This is a genomic window from Pelosinus fermentans DSM 17108 (genome assembly GCF_000271485.2).
GTDB lineage: Bacteria > Bacillota > Negativicutes > DSM-13327 > DSM-13327 > Pelosinus > Pelosinus fermentans.
Genome location: NZ_AKVN02000001.1, coordinates 413,479 through 434,662, shown reverse-complemented (window position 1 = coordinate 434,662; position 21,184 = coordinate 413,479). Strand labels below are relative to the sequence as shown.

Genomic DNA, 21,184 nt, shown 5'->3' with positions numbered 1-21,184 from the left:
TAAGGTCAATGACTTTAGTTAGCTGGACTCACTGCTTTTGTTACTTTCATTGTCTACGATTTGCATAAAAGATGGGATATACCGATGGAATTAGTCGTTCCCTTGAGAAGTTTATTACATCGTCATAACAACGTGATGGGGCTGCCCGTCATCGCCCATTATAACGTAAGGACCATCCTTCATATCTCGCTCCGTAAGTACAACTTCCTGTCCATCAATTTGTAAAGCAATCCCACCAACGGACTTATGGGACGGATTTTCAACAGTAATATGGTAGGAGCTATTACCAAAACGGTAGCTGACGGAAAACCCTGGCCATTCGCAAGGAATACACGGGCAAATGTACAGGCGGTCACCACGGCGACGAAGGCCGAGAATCGATTCAACTCCCGCCTGATACATCCATCCGGCAGCACCAGTGTACCACGTCCAGCCGGCGCGCCCCCGGTGCGGCTCCGCTGTATAAACGTCCGCCGCAATGGCGTAGGGTTCGCCCGCATACTGCCGTACTTCATTAGGTGTGCGTGTGTGATTGAGAGGATTTAACATTTGGAATAATTCTAAAGCCTTATCTCCGTTGCCAAGCCCGCACCAGGCGATAATACTCCAGATAACGCCATGAGTATACTGGGCTCCGTTCTCCCGGATACCGGGCGGGTAGCCCTGAATATAGCCGGGGCTCGGATCTGTGCTGTCAAAAGCCGGTGTTAAAAGACGCACAACCGAAAGATCCCGGTCCACCAGTTCACGGTCGAATGACTGCATTGCCTGCAGTGCCTTTTCTTGTGGCGCCGCCCCTGAAATAACCGACCATGACTGGGCGATGGCGTCAATACGGCACTCCTCGTTATAGATAGAACCCAGCCATTGTCCGGCGTCAGTGAAAGCCCGCCGGTACCACTGTCCGTCCCAGGCATGCTGATCAAGAGAGGCTGTCAATTGCCTGCATATGTCCAGGCAGCGTTCTGCCTGCTCTACAGCACCGCGCTGCCGGCATAAATCCGCAAACCGATTTAGCACGTCACAGAGAAACCAACCAAGCCATACGCTCTCACCGCGGCCTTCAGCGCCGACATGACTCATACCGTCGTTCCAGTCGCCGATCCCGATCAGCGGCAGCCCGTGCTCGCCAAAGCGCTGCACAGCCCTGTCAATGGCACGTAAGCAATGTTCAAAAATCGTGCCGTTTTGAGCAGAAATTTGGGTCGGCTCATATCGTTCATGTTCACCCGCCGATAAAGGTTCACTATACAGAAAGGGTACCACCTCTTCCAGTATACCGCGGTCTCCTGTATGCTCGACATACCGTGCGACTGCATAGGGCAACCACATTAAATCATCGGAGAAACGTGTGCGAATGCCGCGCTGCGTCTCTTCATGCCACCAGTGCTGCACGTCGCCCTCCTCATATTGATGCGCGGCATGCAGCAAAATCTGCGCTCGCGTTAAATCGGGGCGGGAATGCAAAAGTGCCAGAGAATCCTGCAATTGATCGCGAAAGCCGTATGCGCCTCCCGCTTGGTAAAAGGCGGAACGTGCCCACATTCTGCAGCCAAGAGCCTGGTACAAGAGCCAGCCGTTTACTAGTAAATCCATCTCCGGACAGGGCGTGGAAACCGAGATTTGTTCTAAAACACCATCCCAGAATTCATGTATATGTTCTAAGGATTGATCGCAAACTTGGGATTGGTTGTACTTTTTAGCCAGCTTCACGGCGGCGTCCCGGGAATGTTCCGCACCGAGCAGGATGTAGATCATCTGCTCGGCCCCAGGCTCCAGTATAAGCTTGTTCTGTACCGCGCCGCACGTATCATAAAGCGGTCCTGTTTGGCCTGAAAGACTCTCCCGGTTCATAGCTGCCGGATTTTCCCAGGTACCATTGCGGCCGAGAAATTCACTGCGGTCTGCCGTCCAGGATACATCGCCGAAATCGGTGTTCGGCTGTGCTTCAACTTCTATGGAAACCGATTGTCTGACAGAAGATTTTGTTTGGGAATATACACCCAAAAAGGCGTAAGTCCCATGAAACTCTTTCTGATACGCATTACGTGCCAGCAGCAGCCGGGCAGAGTCATCCCACTCCGTGATGATGAAAGAAGCATTGGAGGAGCGCTGTACACCCAGTACCCATTCCGCATAATAGGTGATGGAAAGCTGCCGCTGCTCGGCACTTTTATTCTGCAGCCGCAACTGAATAATTTTGACAGGGTCATCGAGGGGAACAAAAACCGTCATTTCGGACCTGATACCGTGTTCCTCGTGACCAAAACAAGTGAACCCCCTGCCATGGGTTACGGTATAGCCTAAGATAGAAGACCCGTCCGCCTGCCCGGCGTCCCCTCGTTTTGGTACAGCAGACCACAGTTCGCCGCTCTCATCATCCCGCAGATAACATATTTCGCCCGGCGGATCAAGCACAGGATCGTTAGACCATGGGGTGAGCTTGTACTCACGACTGCTCTGCCACCAGGTGTAGCCCGTGCCCAGTTCGGAGACAAGGCAGCCAAAACGGGGATTGGCAAGCACATTGATCCATGGTGCCGGCAGATAATTGCCGTTTTTAAGTACAATCCGATACTCCCGGCCATCGGGTGAAAATCCTCCCCAACTATTGAAGAATAATAAATCTTCCCCATTTTCTAGCGCAGGCTCAGGGAACCTTTTTACTGGCGCCGTCAGCTTGAGAGGCGCCGGAAAAACCACAGCCCTCCGCAGCAGACTGGACTGCGCCTGAAAGCTGGGACCGTCTGCCCTGAGTACAACACGTGCGGTGGCTAGAAGCAGCGTTCTGTCTTCTTCAGAAAGTTGACTGGAACTTATGATAGAAATCCCGCCCGGGCTGTGCCAGCCAACGACTTGTTCAACCCCTCGCCGCAGTGCCTCCTGTAAATCCTGCTGGTAGCCTCCCGCTGATTCGTTCAGAATAACCAGATCGAAAAGCAACCCCAGGCGGCGCAAATACTCATGCCCGGTAAGCAGATTGACCACAAACTGTATGTTGGCCCGGTTCTCGATCCGTACCAGAATCATCGGCACATCGCCGGAAACTCCGTATGCCCAGAGATCGGACTGCCCTTTTACATTCGACAAGATACTTTGCGCACGCTCCCGCCGCAGCATCGGAGTATACACAATCCGGCCAGCGAAAGCTTGAAAAGCCATAGCCTGAGCAGCAGTCAAATGCAAGTGCTGAAATTCGATTTGACTGCGATTCCAGGCCAGTTGAAATGTTCGTTCCACTACCAGGTCTCCAGCGAAGCGGCTGACAATGTCCAACGCCTCTTCTTTCGTGCCAGCCACAGCAGTAACAGCGAACAATTGCACCTGTTCACCAGGCTTGATGCTCATCCGCCGCCGCATGATAAATGCAGGATCGGCCACAGAACCTACCGTTCCCTTTAAGCGGGAACGGACTCCCATGGGTAATGCAAGGGTATGTCCCCGGCCTACGAAGCTGGATCGATCGGTCTCATATTCCACTGATCCAAGGGTTCGTCCTGGGGTCAGCAGAGAATGGGCCGCCCATAATGATTTTTCGCCGTCCCGGCGGGGCCTGCGCCGGGCCAGCAAGCACTGGGCATCCTCAACATATGCTGTTTTGATGAACAATTTACTAAAAGCCGGGTGGGCATCGTCGGCCATAGGAGATGCCAGAGCCAGTTCAAGAAAGGTTGTTACTTCCATGATCCGCTCTTCATTTCCGTTATTCGTAAGCGTCAGCCGCCTGACTTCAGCATTCCATTCCGGCGATACACATATTTCCAGGCTTGTCTGCACGTCTTCGTCCACACGCATGAAGGTGGCCCGATCAAGAGCAAACTGCACACGCTGTTCATCAGACTGGACACGGCAGGGCTGAAACGCCGGCGACCATACCACATCCCGGGTAACGTCACGAATATATAGATAGCTTCCCCAGTTGTCCAATACCGGATCCTCCCGCCAGCGGGAAACGGCCAGGCCTTCGTAACGGCTGAACCCGCTGCCGCTGTTGGTCACGATGGTCGTAAATGTCCCATTTGACAGAACGCACACCTCGGGTGCAAGCGTGTCTGCACTGGGGTATTCCCGCAGCGTGACCATCTCTGTCGACTTCTTATAAGACACATATTCACGTACCATAGCAGGATGTTTAATAATATTAGGCCGTGCTGGAGTGCGTTCTTGCAGAAGCAGTTCCGCTGCTCGTACCCGCTTGTCACGGTGAAAGCGCTCGGTTATTGTTCTCGGTGCCAGCAAATTAGCAAGTGCGATCAGGCTCATTCCCTGGTGATGGGCCATAAAACTGCGGATGACTGTACTGGCCTGCTTCTTCGGCAGTCGCCCAGACGTAAAATCAATGGCTTCAAAGTAGCCGTATTTTCCCCGGGCGCCAAGTTCATCCAGCTTGCGTAAATCCAGCAGTCCTTGATCCTTGGCAAAGGGTAAGGCAAGGATTGTGGCGTAGGGTGCCACAACCAAATCCTGCTCGAGACCACGTTTGAAACCCAGACCGGGAACACCAAACGCCTGGTATTGATAGTTCATCTGATGATCAAAGGCATAATAACCGGATTCAGAGATGCCAAAAGGAACTCCCCGCTGGTGGGCGTACTCCATTTGCCGCTGAACCACCCCACGGTAGGTGCTGTCCCAGATGGTTTTCGGATAGGTGCGCATAAACAGCCATGGCATTAAGTATTCAAACATTGTCCCAGACCAAGAGAGCAGCGTGGTTCGTCTTCCCACCCGGGTCATTGTCCGACCGAGGGCATGCCAGTGCGACACGGATACCTGACCGAGAGCAATGGCAATAAAGCTTGACAGTCTAGCCTCTGACGCCATCAGGTCATATAGGATTGGATCAGGTTTACCCGGCCCTGCGTTGTAGCCCAGGTGGAACAATTTCGCTTTATGGTCATAAAGCGGACGAAAGTCCGTCTCATTGATCAGCACTTCCAGGCGGGCAAGCAGTTTTTTCCCGCGAAAAAGCCATTCCTCCCGGACGCTCTGGGATGATGTTCCGTATTGGTCTTTAGCTTCCCCTTTTCGTACAGGAGCTAACTCTTCAGCGAAAGCAACATCTAATGCTTCTGTCGTCTTACCGTGGACTTCACCTGACCAGCCATCCCCTTCCAGATCGGACTTGAGCCACTCCGCTACCCCTTCTTTGACGGCTACCAAACCGACAACGAGATTGCCGGAATCCACCGTTGACACGTACAGCGGCGGCAGCGGCTCCAACGTGACAGTATCGTACCAGTTATAAAGATGACCTTTCCATTTATCCAGGTGCTCCACTGTGCCAAGCGTACGCTCCAAGCGCTCGATCAAACCGGGTGTATCGATAAACCCAAAATCCCGCGCAGTCAGTGTGCAGGTAAGGTAAAGTCCGATGTTAGTCGGCGAAGTGCGGTGAGCGATTCCGTTAGGCGGCTCCAATTGAACATTATCAGGAGGCAGCCAATTCTCTTTTTCCGTAACGTAATCTTCGAAGAACGTCCAAATCTGTCCTGACAGTTTTTGCAGCTCTTCCTGCTCAGTTGCGGTAAGCGGGGTCTCAGACTGCTGTACAGGGCGATTCAACCAGCGGACCGCCAAAGGAGCAATGGCCCATAAAGTGCAAAATGCCAGGCCTGTCCACCCCAGAGCCGGAACGGTACTATTCACTGCTGCCAGCACAAAAAGAAACACTACTCCATACCCTCCGTACATTCCCAGCAACACTGGATAGCGCCCGCCCTGCTGCCTGCGTTCAACCTCCGCCGCACTCACCCATTCCAGTAAATGACGTTTTGTCACAACTAAACGGTACAGAGTTCTGGCGATTGCGTCCAACAGAAGCACACTTTGAAACGGCATCGTCATTATGTTTACCAAAACTTGAGCGGCTGTACCAAAAAAACTCCGTGGATGACCAATAATCCACCTCACCGCCACCAGCTGGCGAAGTAACGGCAGCAGCAAGGTAGCGACCATAAAGACAATCCAGCGGCCGGAAGCACCTGGCAGTACGTTCATCCCAAGGAGCAGTACTGCCAGGTACACAGGAGGCAGTATACTGCGCCGTAAATTGTCAATGATCTGCCAACGGGTGAGAGAGGATAAATCAACCGGCAGAAAGGTTCCCCGACGGTCAGGCACACTGTGCAGCAGCCATGGAATGAGCTGCCAGTCCCCGCGCACCCAGCGGTGCATTCTCTTTTGATAGGCACTGAACACAGCTGGATGCTCATCAATTAATTCGATATCCGACAGTAGGCCGGCGCGTAAAAATCCACCTTCTAACAAATCGTGACTAAGCACCCGGTTTTCCGGGATGCGCTCGCATAACACCTGAGCAAATGCATCAACATCGAATATACCCTTCCCCGTAAATATTCCCTGCCCCAGCCCATCCTGGTACGGATCGGAGGCAGCAAAGACATAGGGATCAATTCCCGGATTCACCGACCACAGATAAGCGAAGCGCGAGCGCAAGGCCGCGTCGTGGCTAATGCCGATACGCGGCTGCAGTACGCCGTATCCTTCGACAACTCTTGTCCGGGTGAGGTTTAGCCGTGGCCGGTTATAGGGAAGATGCATGGTGCCGATGATCCGCTGCACGCTTTCCAGGGGCAGCTCTGTATCCGCATCAAGGGTGATGATGTAACGGATACGGGGCAAGATGTCTGTGTCTCCAACTACAAAATCATAGGTCGTATCTGTCTTGCCTTTAAGCAGCTCGACAAATTCCACCAATTTACCCCGCTTGCGTTCCCACCCCATCCATACTCCCTCGGACGGGTTCCACATCCTGCGGCGCTGAAAGAGGTGAAAAATGCTCTCGCCTGAATCGGAGTATGTGCGGTTTAATGCCTCAATGCTTGCCCGGGCTGCAGCATGAATAGCAGCATCTTCCGGCAGTTCTTCCTCTCCTGCATCGGTAAAATCCCCCAGGAGAGCAAAATGAATATTCGAATAGCGGTTTGCCAGGTAGTGCAGTTCCAGCCGATCCGCCAATTCCTCCACTTCTTTGACCGTTGACCAAATAACGGGTATAACCACCATTGTGGTTGCTTCCGGTGGAACACCCCGGGAGAAATCGTATCGGAGCAGCGGTCGTGGCTGCCTGACGCATTCTATAAGCCAGTGTGCAGCCGTAATGGTCCACTCGCTCACGGGCAAGGACAGCGCCAGTATAACGATCACCCACTGACCGACGGTAAAGCTTGTGCCCCTGGATACCCACCAGGCAATTCCAAGAAGGAAAACCGTGAATAATCCTGTCAGGGCGGTAAAATATGTACCAGTAGAGCGGCGCAGCATTTCCAATTCGGGTAAATACGCAGGAGCGCCGCAGATCTTTAGCGCCTGCCGCAGTTCCTTGATGCCATCGGCTTCAAGCAGATAGTATGCGGCAAATACCTTGCGAGGCAGTTCTTCCAGCATAACCGGACCGCGTACTGCTTCAACTACTTTTGCACGCTCTGTACACGCCTGCTCATATTCCTTCCCAGCAAGCCCGACAGCCTGCTGCGCCACTAGATTTTCCGGCAAATGCAGGCGGGAGGCCAACTTCTCAACCCGCTTACGCAGCACGTCGCGGCTTGAGAAATCAAGAAACTGATATGTATTTGTGCTTTCTCCACGCAGCGTACGCTCAACCATAGAAATCTGTTCAAACCGCTCTTGCCAGTCCAAGCGTGATATTTTACGCAGACTTCCCATAAGGTTTCCTGTTGATACCTGATGGGCTGCCTGAAGCTGATACTCATAAGAGACAATTCGGTCAAGGCTGTCGGGTCCATTTTCTAATTTACACATTAGCCATTCCCTCACGGTTGTCGAATCGTCCGCCCACTCGCGCAGACGCCTGACCAAGTAGGCGATCTGGCAGCCGGAGAGCAGCATATCCTGACCAGCTTCTTCAAGGGCATCCTTTAGTACCTCAGGGTTTAACTTCGCCGACTGCAGGCGTGCCAGCAGCCCATCGACTACGATACACACCTCTCGCCGTTCGCGAACCAGTTCCATGAGTGCGGCCAGGCGCTGGATTAAAGCGATACGCAAAATAAGCGGAACCGCCCACACTTCTGCTATGGTCAAAACGGATACTTCCTGGTAAAAATTCACATAGGAGATGAACGAATCCTCATCCAGGTTCCCGTCCACATGTTCAATATAATCAGCACAAATAGACAGTATCCTTGCTTTGTCTGTCTTGCGTAAATCGGGCAGATTTCGCAAAAAGGCACCAGGAAGCTGATGACGGACAACCATCACCTGTTCTTCAATGAATTCAGCATGATCCAAAAGCCATTCTTCTGCGGGCTGCAAACAACTTGCATCACCTTCCTGCAGAGTGGTAATAAACGTGCGTAATTTTTCGATGTCGGCATAAAACTCCCGCCACAGGCGCTTTGATGGTAAGCGTCTCACATAAGGGTTATGGGTCAATGCAAGCTCATGAGCTTTTTGTCGGAGTTGTTCTGTATTTAAAAGCATAGGCCTCCCAAAGACAATCAAAGATTAAAAAGTAAGTATCGTTTATTCCATACGATACTGCTGGTAAAATTAGAATCATTACAACTATGCCCCTTTAGGGCACTAATTATGAGTTGTAAATTTCGGTAATTTCTATCGTCACGTCCAATTCATAGGACAGTGATGGCACATGTGACACTTTGGGACGTTAAAAACCACTGAAAAAGTCGGCAGAAGAAGGGACAGATTTCGGAGGCTGTCCAGGTAAGCTTGCCAAGACCTTGTAAAAAATAGTACAACAATTGATAGTTTTTTTATATATAAGCATGGGTGGTTTTATAGTAAAATTGAAATAATTGAATACTTTACCATACAGGTGTCAATATTATATTGATTAAAAGGACAGCAGATACAAATCCTGTGCAGTCCCGCCGCTGTAATTGCAGTAAGAAAATTTCTCTGTTGCTAATATCAGTTCTATTACTGGAGGATGACATATGAAGGTATTACGAAAACGAATCGGCCAAGATCATTCCGAAAAGTACTTAATGGAGTTGGAGGACGGAAACACGATAGAAACGCTATACATGTTTGATGAAAAGCGTCAATTGACTTTTCACAATACGGTCTGTGTCTCCTCCCAGGTTGGATGCGGCATGGGATGCAGGTTTTGCGCTACAGGAAAGCAGGGATTCACAAGAAATCTTTCTATGAAGGAAATCGTCGGACAGGTAGATGTATGTAATTCAACCCGTGAAAATGCCCGGACTGTACCAATTGATGCAGTGGTTTTTGCTGGTATGGGGGAACCGCTGCTAAACTATGAACAGGTAAAGGCTGCGATTCTGGTGATGCGCTCCCGCTTAGGTATCAGTCATTTTGAGCTGGCTACGGTAGGAATTGTTCCGAAAATATATGAACTAATCAAAGACTTTCAGGGAACTGATATTTCTATCCGCTTGAATATTTCTCTTCATGCATCTTCTGATGATCAAAGACGTCTGATTATTCCCATGACCGAAAGGTACAGCATGTATAAGATTATTCAGGCTGCAACCGATTATGCAATAGCCTTTGGTGTAAAGGTGCGGATACGATATATGCTGTTTAGGGACTTCAATGGCAAGGCAGAGGATATTAGAAGGCTTACAGATCTTCTGGAGGGTAAGCCTATGAAATTGATTATTTCCCAATATAATGAAAATAATATACAGGGCTTGATACCATCGGGACGGTTGGAAGTTTTAGAATTTTATAATACAATAAGTACAGCTATAGACTCGGAGATATTCCATAACTTCGGCAGTGATATCCAGGGCGGATGTGGGCAGTTAAAACAAACGATGGTAGTATAAAATGTTTTTGAGCTTCTTATACTTTGGCAAAATAGGAGAAGGTATCGATGAATAAGGTTATTTGTGTATATAGTTCTTCCAGTGCGGCTATCGATCCGGTTTATTTCGATGCAGCTTCAGCTCTGGGACGTGAAATCGCAGCGAAAGGAGATCTGTTTCTTTTCGGCGGCGGGCTTACCGGTCTTATGGGGGCCTGCGCCCGATCGGTGCATCAGCACCATGGGCATGTTATAGGGATCATCCCGGAGGCATTACATGTCAAGGGAATTGTATATGACAGGTGTGATGAACTGGTTGTGACAAAATGCATGCGGGAGAGAAAGGCAATCATGGACGAACGCTCCGATGCGTTTATTGCATTACCCGGAGGATACGGTACCTTGGAAGAAATTCTGGAAATAATAACATTAAAACAGCTGCGGTATCATAATAAACCAATCGTCATTTTGAATATCAATCATTTCTATGACAAACTGCTGGAACATTTTGGGAAGGTCATTTGCCAGCAATTTGCAAAAATAGAATGCAGTGAACTCTACTTTGTGACAGGGGATATTTCTTCTGCTCTAGATTATATTGATTCATATGAGCCGCCTGTGTTTGAAAAGCGCTGGCTTACAGATGTGGAGGATTAATGGGAAACAGGGACAGGTATGTCAAATAAAAGAGAAGCTGCCCATAATAACTTAGTTCGTAAATTATTATGGGCAGCTTCTCTTTATAGATGCTAAAGCTTCTATATTTTAATCATCAATAACAAGCTAGTCGAATGCTCAACATGATAATCTTATCGTCATTGATAGTGAAGTGAAACTCAAGTGGGATCGGACTCCCCTCAAAGGTTCCGGAAACTTGGGCGGTGAGGATAATCATTGGTTTTTGCTACTTCTTGTATGGATGTAGCTGCTACGCTTTTTGTAAGATCGTTATCAAGCCTGTCAATGAATGACGTGAACGCTTCAGTAATATCGACTCCAAGACGGTCGGACAGCACCAGTATCCACCAGAGACATTCCGCAAGTTTAGACCTAAGGTCAGGCTGCACTTCTCCGTTATATACCCATCGTCCTTCAGCGGCCATGACCAGGCGGCCGAGAGCGCCGATATCGGTGGCAAAAGCAAGCATATCCTCTTCAGTGGTCCACACACCGTTGTGATTGCTTTCTTCAAGCTGTTGGTAAAGACTGCGCACACGCACGGCGCGCTCGCTTGCCGCGGTGAAATCAATTGCACTAGATTCTAGCAGCTTTGTACTCATGATATATATCTCCTTTATTTTATATTTTATTTGCATAATAATTGATCATGTTTTTTAGTCTTCCCAATTATGCTTTTTCTTTATTGTACATAAGAAAATAGGACAACAGTATGTCATATTAAAATTGCTATTTATATTTTTAATATTTTAATGAATACAAAAAAAGCTACCTTCTATTTCAAAGGCAGCTTTCAATTACATTCTGTTTTCAAGTATCTTTTACCTCCTCAATTCATTGACAGGTTCTGGTTATTGGTGTTTTCACTATCCAACGTGACTAAGAATCAGAACGTATCAATCATTAGTTCATCAACATCTTTAAACACTGGACTCACCTCCACTAACTATACAGTCAGCTTATTCACAACACTCTTCTTCGCTCTCGCAGCAACAACAACAACAACATTCACAACAATCATCAAATTCTTTATAGAAAATTTTCATATTGTTCAACTCCTAAAATGTATATTTTGTTTTCAAATGATATTGATTCTCATCTGTTGATTTAAATATACACCTATTATCAGGAAAGGTCAATACTTTTTTAATAAATAAAAAAATAAGTGCCAATAACCATATCCCCATGATAAATCAAGATCAAAGAACCTGCCAGAATTCATATTGTTGAATAGGATTTGCCTAAACAATGCTATACTATATTGATACTATAAATAGTGAATCGCAATAATTAATTCGAATAGGAAAGGGTAAATAATGATTAATGAAAAGAATATTAAAACGATAGGAACACATAGCGGGAAATTTCATGCAGACGATGTTATGGCTACCGCTATGTTCAGGTTACTGCTCGGCGATATAAAGGTAACAAGAACAAGAGATGAAAATATACTTAGAACTCTAGATCTTGTTTATGACATATCCTTGGGAGAATTCGATCATCACCAACTAAATAAAGAAATAAGAGAAAATAATATTCCGTATGCTGCTTGTGGTTTAATCTGGAGAGAGTTTGGTTCAAGAATAATACAAAAGTTTGATTCTCAGCTTGAAGAAAATGATATCATCTCAATTTTTGATTCTGTTGATAAAAATTTAGTGCAGGGGATTGATGCTACAGATAATGGCATAGATATAAAATCAGACATTAAAGTCACTTCAATAAGTGATATTATCCAAAATTTTAATCCTACATGGGATTCAAATGATTCCATAGATGAGGCTTTTGAAAAAGCTGTTCAATATGCTACTGAGGTTATAAAAAGAATAATAAGCAGACAGGTTTCTGTTATAAAAGCAAGGATCATAGTAAATGAAGCCTTTGAAAATAGAACTATTAATGAAATAATGGTTTTAAAAAACGGTTGCCCCTGGCTCCAGCAGCTGCTTAAAATCGATGTAAATAGTGAAATATTGTTCGTTATTTCTCCAGATGAGACCAATGCAGAATATAAGATTCAGTCTGTAAAGAAAAATGCCGATACTTTCGAAGCAAGAAAAGATATATTAGAATCCATTAGAGGAAAATCAAGTGAAGAAATCAATTCCATCATTAAGATAGATGATGCGATATTTTGTCACAAAGCAGGATTTATAGCATCAACTAAAAGTATGGAGAGCGCTTTAAAAATAGCAAAATTATCAGTTAGCACTTGAAAAACACTGGCTTAACCTGCCCTCTGTCTCATGTAATCTAAAGCAATAATTGCAATTTTTTCTAACCTTTTCGTTCTATGTCAATCAACCTTTTAACTATCCATCTTGCCAGTAAGCCCATAATGATATAAATAGGGAATGAATACCAGTACAACCATTTAAGCAGTACGTAAAATCCAAAATATACAACAATAGGTTCGGCCACGAATGAAAATACCGTTGATAGGACAACCAGCGCCCCTAAAAAACGCTTCCAGGTTGAGAAGTACTGGTATACCAGCATAAAGATAATTGGCAGCATCGTATAATCGATCGAAGTAAGCCGGGAAAGTATTGGGATAACTTCTACCGGATAACTCCACAAGGAGAGCACGAAACCCATTTCGTCCAATGTAATTGTAAATACCATAATGATTACCCCGAACAGGGTAACTTCGAGAATCCTCTTTTTATCGACTAATTTATACCAAATAAACCAGGGAGCAATCAGTAATATAACAAGAACCCACCATCTCCAGGTACCAATATGCTGGCCCAGGAAATTTTCAATTCGAGCTTGAGTTAATTGACGCATCATTTCTGCGAGTTGTTCGTCAGACGGATAATTCATTCATTTATCCTCCCCACCGTTCTTGAACTCCTTCTGAGCGATAAAATCCCCCAGCGTCGTTTCAATTTGCTTAAAAATCTCTGTTGTGACTCTTACCCCTTTATGCAATCGTTCCAATTTTCAGATTAAAAATTGGACATTCTTGTAATATATATAATTTGATTTTTCTTCCCCCCATCATTAAAGACATTCTACAGTGATTAATATTAACCTATGAATTATTTTTTAAGTTATCAGTTAATATTAATCAATAAAAGTATGTAAATTTTTTCCTGTTATGTTAATATTAAACTAGGTGATGTAAATGAATATAGATTATATTGCTATTGGGCAACGAATTAGAAAAATTCGCAAAAAACACTTCACGCAAGAAAAACTTGCGGAAAAGTTAGACGTTTCCTCGGTCTATATTAGTCAGGTTGAAAACGGTAAAACTAGAATCAATCTGGAAATGCTGGTACGCATAGCAGGCTTGCTGGATACAGACCCTGGCTATTTCCTTGCCGGCGTGGCTTATCAAACCCAGGATTATCTTAAATCTGACCTGGCAAGTCTTTTACGGGACTGTCCGCCAGAAAGGCTTCAATTAATTTATAATGTAGTTAAACTCATTGTTAACCATGGGGAACTTCCAGCGGCGACTCAGAGGTAACATTGTTACCTCTCTGTTTTCAGTATTTCTATCAATATTCTAACCTCTATGTTAACTCTATAGAATTAGCTAGTCAAGCTATGGAATTAATATTATCCAAACAAATACGCTCTATCATACTATCGAACTATTTTTTAAGGTGGTTGAAAATGGATACCGCAAAACGTCTTAAAGAACTACGTGAATTAAAAGGGTATACAATAAATAAACTTGCAACTATATCAGGATTATCACAAGGTTTTGTTCGGCAAATAGAATTAGGCGAGAAACAGCCAACCGTTGATTCTTTAAGTAAATTATGTACTGGTCTGGGAATAAGTCTAGCTGATTTTTTCGCTGACCAAGCAACTGAACTGCCAGACCAGATGAAGCCTCTCGTCAGTCATCTGGTTAGCTTTGCGCAAACTTTAACTCCAGACCAGAAAGAAGCTTTAAGAGCAATTGGAAAAAGCTTAGCAGATATAACTTAAGAGCAGTGCAGCCAGCCGACCTCATGGTCGGTTTTAAATTTTACAAACTTCCTCCCCAGGCTATACTGAAACGCCCCCCTTACCTGCTGGATAACAAAAAAAGCGGTTCCCACCGCAAGGCTTGTTTTCGGAATGACCGGAACAAAGCTAAGAGGGAACCGCAAAGTTATAATACCAATGGTTTATGATATTGATAGAAAACGTCATAACGTGATCTTGAATACTAGCACCTCTTCACTTTTTACTACTGCTATACGGAAATTAGAGCCAAGTAAATTCCTTTAGCAGCTATATTCCAATATATAGCATTTCTTTTATTATACATTATTTAATATTAATTTGTAAATAATAATTGTTTCTATTTAATTAATTTTGGTGATAAGTTGCAGAAATCCCCTGTATTGAACTTTTCTTGAAGTCCAATACAGGGGATACGTTAATCAAGATACTATGGAAGATTAAGCCAGGTTCATTGTCCCTCTTTATCTGTTATTTTTCGAGAGAATGGGCTAAAATTTCTGCAATATCCAGTGTACGGCTCTGGTCTTTATCGTTAACAGCCTTAGTGCCATCCAGAATCATTGTCAGGCAATAGGGACAGGCCGTAGCAATGACTTCAGCCCCCGTCTCCAAAGCTTCTTTGGCCCGAACTTCATTGATACGCTGCCGACCATGGCCGATTTCTTCTTCCATCCAGTTGCGGCCGCCACCGGCACCGCAGCAGAAGGCATTCTTTCTGTTGCGTCCCATCTCGGTTAGATTTATCCCAGGCACAGCCTGAAGGACAGTACGAGGCGCATCAAACACATCGTTGTGACGTCCGAGATAGCAGGCGTCATGATAAACAACCTTAGCGTTAAATGAAGCGTTAGCCTTAATTTTTCCGGACCCGATAAGCTCTGCGAGCAACTCGGAGTGATGGATGATTTCAAATTCACCACCAAAATCAGGATAATCGTTTCTAAGGGAGTTAAAACAGTGAGGGCAGAGAGTAATAATCTTCTTGACGCTCAGATTTTTGAACAATTCCACATTCTCTTCGGCTAATGCCTGAAACTCATACTCATTTCCTATCCGGCGAATCGTCTCGCCACAGCACGGTTCCTCGCTGCCGAGGACGCCGAATTTTACGCCCGCCGCTTTCAGCACCTTTACTAATGCAGTGCTGACCTGTTTAGCCCGGTCGTCATAAGCACCGGCACACCCTACATATAGTAGATATTCGGTATCTTCTGACCAGGCAGGAACATCCAGGCCTTTCATCCAGTCGCCGCGGCTGCCACGAGGAAGTTTCCACGGATTGCCGCTCTTGTAACAGTTCAAAGCATTCTGCACATCTTTCGGCATTTTAGCTTCGGTCATCACCATGTAGCGGCGCAAATCAATAATTTTCTGCACATGCTCATTGGAAACAGGGCAAGCCTGTTCACAAGCACGGCAGGTCGTACAGGACCAGATAAATTCCTCGGAAAACACGCCATCAATAATCATCTTGTCGAGAATTGCCTGTTCGGCTTCAGTATATTCCGGTTTCTGGTCACCGGAAGCTTTCAATTTCTCCAGCAGCGGTATTTTCTCCTCCATATGGGCCCGCAGCTCAACATGCAGCGCACGGGGATCTAGGGGCTTGCCGGTCTGGAAGGCCGGGCATTGTTCCGTACACCTGCCGCAGCGTACACAGGTGTAGGTATCGAAAAGTTGTTTCCATGTGAATTCTTCCAATTTGTTCACACCAAAGGTCTCCGCCGTCTCGTCCTCAAAATCAACTTTTGTCAAGGAGCCTGAGGGGCGTAACGTATGCCAAATTGCATTGGCCGGTGCAAAGGCCAGATGCAGATGCTTGGAGCCGGGAATGAGCACACCCATCAAGCCCATTGCCAGAAAATGTATCCACCAAGCCGTGGTTGCCAATTGTTGAAGGGATTCAGGCGAATTTCCGATCAGCAGTCCTGATACAAAATTGGCAAAAAAGGCTGCATTACGGATGCCAGTATTCTCCCCAAGTGCAAAATTGGCGCCGTTATATAAAAGATCCCCGGTGACAATAAGACTGATCAAGCCAAGAATGATAAATGCTTCGGCGGAATTCTCTATGCGATCCGGCTTCAGCACCGTTCGCCGCAGCACCGCCACAATAACACCGATATAAACCAACAGCAGAAACAGTTCCTTCAACCCAATAAAAAATGAATTATCGCCAATGAAGGGCACCGGAATACCGAACAACCCTTCCACCGCTAAATTAAGTGCACCAAAACCGAGTACTATAAAGCCCCACATAATCATAACATGGGATAAACCAGAAATCGGATCCTGCATCACCTTGTCCTGACCGACGACATTTGTCAGGAAATATTTTAGGCGGTCACCTATCCGGTCGTACCTGTTATCGGGTTTCCCATGCAGCGTGTTTTTATACCTGCGATAAATCATGTACGCCATAAAACCAAAGGTGCTACCCATCCAGATTAGAAAAATTAGTATTTTTACCATAATAATCTGCCTCCCTTTTTCTTTTTTTGGATTTGTACAACATCATTACCCTTTATATTTATTCCTAATAGAGAAAGTAAATTACTTCCAATATAATTAAAGTATGAATATTTCGACTTCTTATGGAATCTAGAATGCTTTATCGTTCATCATCATTTCATCGCTGTGTCAAATAGTAAGAGAAGATACTCATAAATCCACTAACAAGGTAGATTAATGGGTATCTTCTCTTAAGTAAAGCTAAATCCTGCTAAGTTTTTCCATATATAAACATTTATTTTACCATTTTTGTCTCTATGTTTTAGCTTTATATATAAAGCCTTTTATGATTTCCTCCTTGCTTGAATTCTTTACTGCGCATCCATTAGCTTCGCTATGAGCAAACTCAAGATATTACTCAGCCAGTTCTAAAAATGCCTTGTTATATTTATTTACTTCTTTTGTGCTTTAATTTTATCCAAAACATCTGTTTGTTTTAATATTTTAGCGAGTTTCTCGTTATCAGACAACCATTTAAGCTGTGACTCTTTTGGTCCTAAATAGTCTACTTGCATCCCAATATTCGTCATATTCTTTATAAATTGAGGATCGCTAATAATCGCTTTGAAACCTTCTGCCAGCTTATCCTTTACTTCATCTGGCATTTCTTTAGGAGCTGCCACGCCATACCAGTTGCTTATAACAATATCAAGTCCCTGCTCTTTAAACGTAGGAACCTCTGCAAATACGGGATCACTCATCCGTTGTTCGCTGGTCACAGCTAGAACTCTTACCATCCCATCTTTAGCATGTCCTTTGACTACCATAGGATTAATAAACGTAAGTTGAATATGTCCCCCCAATAACGCGGCCGTTACTTCCCCAGCTCCCGTGAAAGGAACTTGCTCAATCGCTATACTTGCCTCTTGACCAAACATTTCCCCCAGTAAATGAGTAAAAGATCCCACCCCAACATGACCGAACTTTAATTGCCCTGGATTTTTTTTAGCATACTCAATTATTTCATCCATTGTTTTCCATGGTTGATTAGCTTGAACTGCCAGTACCATAGGCAATGATGCAATCTGTGCAAGGGGGTCTAATGCAGTTGGATAATTATATTTCGTCGACCCATATGACGGTAACAATAATATATCCAAACTAGTTATGCCAAGTGTATACCCATCGGGATTTGCGACCGATAACTCATTCCAACCAATTGCACCTGCCCCTCCCGGCTTATTCACCACCACTAAGGGCTGTTTTAAATATTGAGGCGCAAATTTTTCTAATGACCGGGCAGTTAAATCGATACCACCCCCTACACTAAAAGGTACGATAATGGTAATTGGTCTATCAGGGTATTGCAGTTTCGTCGATACCGTCTTATCTTGCATCGAGGAGCAACCTCCTAGTAGCAGCAAGCTAAAAAATAAACACACGACCGTCCAAATAAGATTCTTTTTCCCCAATCTAAATTACCTCCTTCTCCAATTTTCAGACTCATTTTGGTACATAAATGATAAATCCCCAATTACTCCTTGGGCAAAAGTTCTGTCCCCATACTCCTACTTTACCTGCCACCACTTACGGTGATGATTTCCCCTAGAATATAGTTAGCAGCGTCTGACGCGAGAAAGGCTATTACTTCCGCAATTTCTTTCGCTGTTCCGGCGCGTTTCAGAGGAATACCGCCAAGAAATTTTGACAGCCGATCGACTGATGAAAATTTGGCATGCCAAGGAGTGTCTATCATTCCCGGAGCCACTCCATTAATGATAATTCCCTCTTCGGCAAATTCTTTGGCCATGCCTAGGGTTAACGTATTTACCGCACCTTTAGCAGAAGCGTAATGAATGCTTTCACCAGCCCCGCCAATGCGGGCCGCACCAGATGAAATATTAATAATCTTGCCGCTCTTTCTTGGCAGCATATCTTTTAATGCTGCCTGTGAACAAAAGAGAATGCTTTTTATATTGATATCATACGTTTCGTCCCATAATGCCTCGCTGATTTCCATGAAGGTACTTGACTTTACCCCAGAACCAGCGTTATTGACCAGAACATGAACCGCCCCGTAAAGACGAAGTATCTTATCAAACATAGCTTCGACTTGGTCCTTTTTGGTAACATCCGCCTGAATGACTACGCCTTCGCCGCCGTTTTTCTTAATACTTTGCCATGTTTCTTCCGCACCTTGTTTGTTGGTATTATAGTTGATTACGACCATTGCCCCCCGAGACGCCATCAGTTCCGCCGTGGCCCGCCCAATTCCTGAACTGGCGCCAGTGACAAGTACGATCTTTCCCTTCATATCAGTCAAAAAAATTCCTCCTTAAGTGCACGGGAACAGGTTCATTGATCCTGTTAGAAACGATAACTTTAATTTGTTTTATATTATTATCATTATGTCAAATTCAAAGAACATTTACCATAATATACCTTATTATCAGATTATGGTAGATTCTCTTTTACAAGCACTAATTCCTGCTATTTTTTTACATAATAAGCATTATTTTCTTTTTTTGTCAAAACAAGATTCTATTTCACATTATTACAAAGCACGGTAATTCTCTCAAACCTCTACAAAACGCAGCGCAATGGACTCTTTACTTGAAAAAAATCCCTTTTTAAAACGTGTATTTTTTGCAATATATAACTTTCTGCAGAGAAGTTAGAAAGCTTGCTGATCAGTCCCAGGAAGCAACAAAGCAGATACAGGCAACACTGCAAGAAATGAGTAAAGCTGTTTCTCTATAAATCAATTGAAGTTACCAGCTCTGTTAGCCAGGAACAGGCAGCAGCTACACAAGAAATATCTGCAAATTTAGAAGAAATTAATAAAGGTGCCAGAAATTTAGCAAATTATGTAGAACGTTATAAATAAATTGAAAAAAGAAGTGATCCTCTTGCAATGAAGAATGATCACTTCTTTTTTCAAATTTATGGAGTTATTTTCACAGTTCTATAGCTTCTAAACTTTATTTAAAACTAGGTGTACCTACCTCCCAGGTCACACGAATACCGTTTAGTTTATCTCCTGTATATTCAAGGGAAGCAGTCATTTTGTCGAAATTCCCAATCTTATTCAATAGAGCACAAGATATTTTCAACTTATGCTTTTCACTAACACTAAGCTGATAACGCTGTAAGTCAATATAGAAATCCAACTCTAAGGTCTCCGCCGCTAGACTTTTATGAAGCAATTCACAACTAATTCTTTTATATTGTTCTGGAATATGATGAACCAATATTCTAAACATCATTAATAGATATTCATGCTTTCCCTTGGTTGTAAACTCAGAATTTGCAGCATTGTTAATAAATAAACGAGTATTGCAGTTCTTTGCAATATTATTGATTAAATTAGAAGTAGTCCTAACATCCACTGCTGTCGACAATTGGCTTAAGTATGTTAAATACGTTTCTTCTACTACATCAATAAATTCGTCTAATGCAGTTAATTTTTCTGTGGACTCATCAATGACGAGTCTGATATTTTTCCGCCAGTAAGAAAAAATCCATTCGTTTATTTCATGTAAATTATGCAACCCTTCTTTTTCTTGCGCCTGCTTTTGCTCCATTGCCCGCAGTATCTTTTGGTATGCAAGATTCCTCTGTTCCAAGCTTTTGCTTAAATTGTCTTTTTCCATTTGAAGATTGTAATATTCAATTGCTTGCCTAATTACAGGAAGAAAGTCTTCCTCTGTTATCCAAGGTTTAGTGATGAATTTAAAGATTTCTCCTTGATTTATGGTTACAAGCATCTGAGACAATTGCGTAAATCCCGACAAAACGACCCGTACTGTTCTTGGGTATTTTTCCTTGATAATTTTTAATAAAGATAATCCATCCATAACCGGCATACGCATATCGGTTACAACCACGCTAATATCTTGTTCCTCCATGATCTCGAGTGCTTCTGCGGCGCTTACAGCAAAAAAAGGTTTATAGGATTCTTCAATAATTGCTCTCTTGATTGCATTTAAAACATTAAATTCATCATCAACAAATAAAACTTTATTTTGTTTCATTTTTACTCCTTATAAGATACTTCCCTCTATCATTCCTCGGATTCTATGTCAATTTAGCAATTCTTTCCTATATGTGAATTTCGACATCTTGTTCCACTATCCTTTTCTTACGTAAAGCGACGTTCTCTCCAGGGAATTAAATCTTTATGTTAATTTGCAGGAACGAACAATATAACACCGAATTGATTAAAGATACTTCATTAATGCAGCTTAAAGAATAATCTATAACATAATCTGATTTTTATCCTGATCTTACCACCCAATAAGGAAAGCA

Annotated in this window: 12 protein-coding genes; 5 read left to right on the top strand and 7 right to left on the bottom strand. The window is 44.4% G+C overall.

Annotated elements, in window-relative coordinates:
• Positions 1-114 precede the first annotated feature (114 nt).
• Positions 115-8,466 carry a glycoside hydrolase family 94 protein gene (locus tag FR7_RS02000; protein WP_007951763.1) on the bottom strand — a complete coding sequence of 2,784 codons (8,352 nt, stop codon included), beginning with the start codon at positions 8,464-8,466 and terminating at the stop codon, positions 115-117.
• Between the two features lie 476 nt (positions 8,467-8,942).
• Here FR7_RS02000 and FR7_RS01995 point away from each other — a divergent pair, with 476 nt between their 5' ends.
• Together FR7_RS01995 and FR7_RS01990 are read left to right on the top strand one after the other, a co-directional pair.
• Entirely contained in the window at positions 8,943-9,800 is an 858-nt protein-coding gene (locus tag FR7_RS01995) for a radical SAM protein (protein WP_007938291.1), read from the top strand.
• Between the two features lie 47 nt (positions 9,801-9,847).
• Positions 9,848-10,435, top strand: a complete 588-nt coding sequence (locus FR7_RS01990; protein WP_007938290.1) for an LOG family protein — start codon at positions 9,848-9,850, stop codon at positions 10,433-10,435.
• 200 nt (positions 10,436-10,635) lie between these two features.
• Here the strand turns inward: FR7_RS01990 and FR7_RS01985 are convergent, their stop codons facing one another.
• On the bottom strand, positions 10,636-11,058 hold the full coding sequence (locus tag FR7_RS01985; protein ID WP_007938284.1) for a nucleoside triphosphate pyrophosphohydrolase family protein: 423 nt from the start codon (positions 11,056-11,058) through the stop codon (positions 10,636-10,638).
• A gap of 714 nt (positions 11,059-11,772) precedes the next feature.
• Between FR7_RS01985 and FR7_RS01980 the strand changes: the two genes are divergently transcribed.
• Entirely contained in the window at positions 11,773-12,672 is a 900-nt protein-coding gene (locus tag FR7_RS01980; protein ID WP_007951761.1) for an MYG1 family protein, read from the top strand.
• 61 nt (positions 12,673-12,733) lie between these two features.
• On the opposite strand, the gene FR7_RS01975 is transcribed toward FR7_RS01980, so the two are convergent.
• Entirely contained in the window at positions 12,734-13,282 is a 549-nt protein-coding gene (locus FR7_RS01975) for a CBO0543 family protein (protein ID WP_007951759.1), read from the bottom strand.
• Positions 13,283-13,586: 304 nt separating this feature from the next.
• Here FR7_RS01975 and FR7_RS01970 point away from each other — a divergent pair, with 304 nt between their 5' ends.
• Together FR7_RS01970 and FR7_RS01965 are read left to right on the top strand one after the other, a co-directional pair.
• A complete protein-coding gene (locus FR7_RS01970) occupies positions 13,587-13,934 on the top strand; it encodes a helix-turn-helix domain-containing protein (RefSeq protein ID WP_007938279.1) in 348 nt (115 codons plus the stop codon).
• Positions 13,935-14,083: 149 nt separating this feature from the next.
• On the top strand, positions 14,084-14,404 hold the full coding sequence (locus tag FR7_RS01965; RefSeq protein WP_007938277.1) for a helix-turn-helix domain-containing protein: 321 nt from the start codon (positions 14,084-14,086) through the stop codon (positions 14,402-14,404).
• 489 nt (positions 14,405-14,893) lie between these two features.
• Here the strand turns inward: FR7_RS01965 and FR7_RS01960 are convergent, their stop codons facing one another.
• The 4 genes from FR7_RS01960 to FR7_RS01945 form a co-directional block, all read right to left on the bottom strand.
• Positions 14,894-16,897 (bottom strand): (Fe-S)-binding protein, encoded by a 2,004-nt coding sequence (locus tag FR7_RS01960; protein ID WP_007938263.1) that lies wholly within the window; start codon positions 16,895-16,897, stop codon positions 14,894-14,896.
• Between the two features lie 431 nt (positions 16,898-17,328).
• Positions 17,329-18,273: a tripartite tricarboxylate transporter substrate binding protein gene (locus tag FR7_RS01955; protein WP_007938261.1), complete on the bottom strand. Its 945-nt coding sequence runs from the start codon at positions 18,271-18,273 to the stop codon at positions 17,329-17,331.
• A 176-nt stretch (positions 18,274-18,449) separates the two neighbouring features.
• The gene (locus tag FR7_RS01950) at positions 18,450-19,190 is read right to left on the bottom strand and encodes an SDR family NAD(P)-dependent oxidoreductase (RefSeq protein WP_237714932.1); all 741 of its coding nucleotides are present in this window, start codon (positions 19,188-19,190) and stop codon (positions 18,450-18,452) included.
• A gap of 667 nt (positions 19,191-19,857) precedes the next feature.
• Positions 19,858-20,910: a response regulator gene (locus tag FR7_RS01945; RefSeq protein WP_007938257.1), complete on the bottom strand. Its 1,053-nt coding sequence runs from the start codon at positions 20,908-20,910 to the stop codon at positions 19,858-19,860.
• Between the last annotated feature and the right edge of the window lie 274 nt (positions 20,911-21,184).

What these genes read in the sequence shown, in the direction of transcription:
- FR7_RS01990 (WP_007938290.1), top strand. Translation starts at nt 9,848, where the DNA reads ATGAATAAGGTTATTTGTGTATATAGTTCTTCCAGTGCGGCTATCGAT.
- FR7_RS02000 (WP_007951763.1), bottom strand. Translation starts at nt 8,466, where the DNA reads ATGCTTTTAAATACAGAACAACTCCGACAAAAAGCTCATGAGCTTGCA.
- FR7_RS01970 (WP_007938279.1), top strand. Translation starts at nt 13,587, where the DNA reads ATGAATATAGATTATATTGCTATTGGGCAACGAATTAGAAAAATTCGC.
- FR7_RS01955 (WP_007938261.1), bottom strand. Translation starts at nt 18,273, where the DNA reads ATGCAAGATAAGACGGTATCGACGAAACTGCAATACCCTGATAGACCA.
- FR7_RS01995 (WP_007938291.1), top strand. Translation starts at nt 8,943, where the DNA reads ATGAAGGTATTACGAAAACGAATCGGCCAAGATCATTCCGAAAAGTAC.
- FR7_RS01950 (WP_237714932.1), bottom strand. Translation starts at nt 19,190, where the DNA reads ATGAAGGGAAAGATCGTACTTGTCACTGGCGCCAGTTCAGGAATTGGG.
- FR7_RS01975 (WP_007951759.1), bottom strand. Translation starts at nt 13,282, where the DNA reads ATGAATTATCCGTCTGACGAACAACTCGCAGAAATGATGCGTCAATTA.
- FR7_RS01965 (WP_007938277.1), top strand. Translation starts at nt 14,084, where the DNA reads ATGGATACCGCAAAACGTCTTAAAGAACTACGTGAATTAAAAGGGTAT.
- FR7_RS01980 (WP_007951761.1), top strand. Translation starts at nt 11,773, where the DNA reads ATGATTAATGAAAAGAATATTAAAACGATAGGAACACATAGCGGGAAA.
- FR7_RS01960 (WP_007938263.1), bottom strand. Translation starts at nt 16,897, where the DNA reads ATGGTAAAAATACTAATTTTTCTAATCTGGATGGGTAGCACCTTTGGT.
- FR7_RS01985 (WP_007938284.1), bottom strand. Translation starts at nt 11,058, where the DNA reads ATGAGTACAAAGCTGCTAGAATCTAGTGCAATTGATTTCACCGCGGCA.
- FR7_RS01945 (WP_007938257.1), bottom strand. Translation starts at nt 20,910, where the DNA reads ATGAAACAAAATAAAGTTTTATTTGTTGATGATGAATTTAATGTTTTA.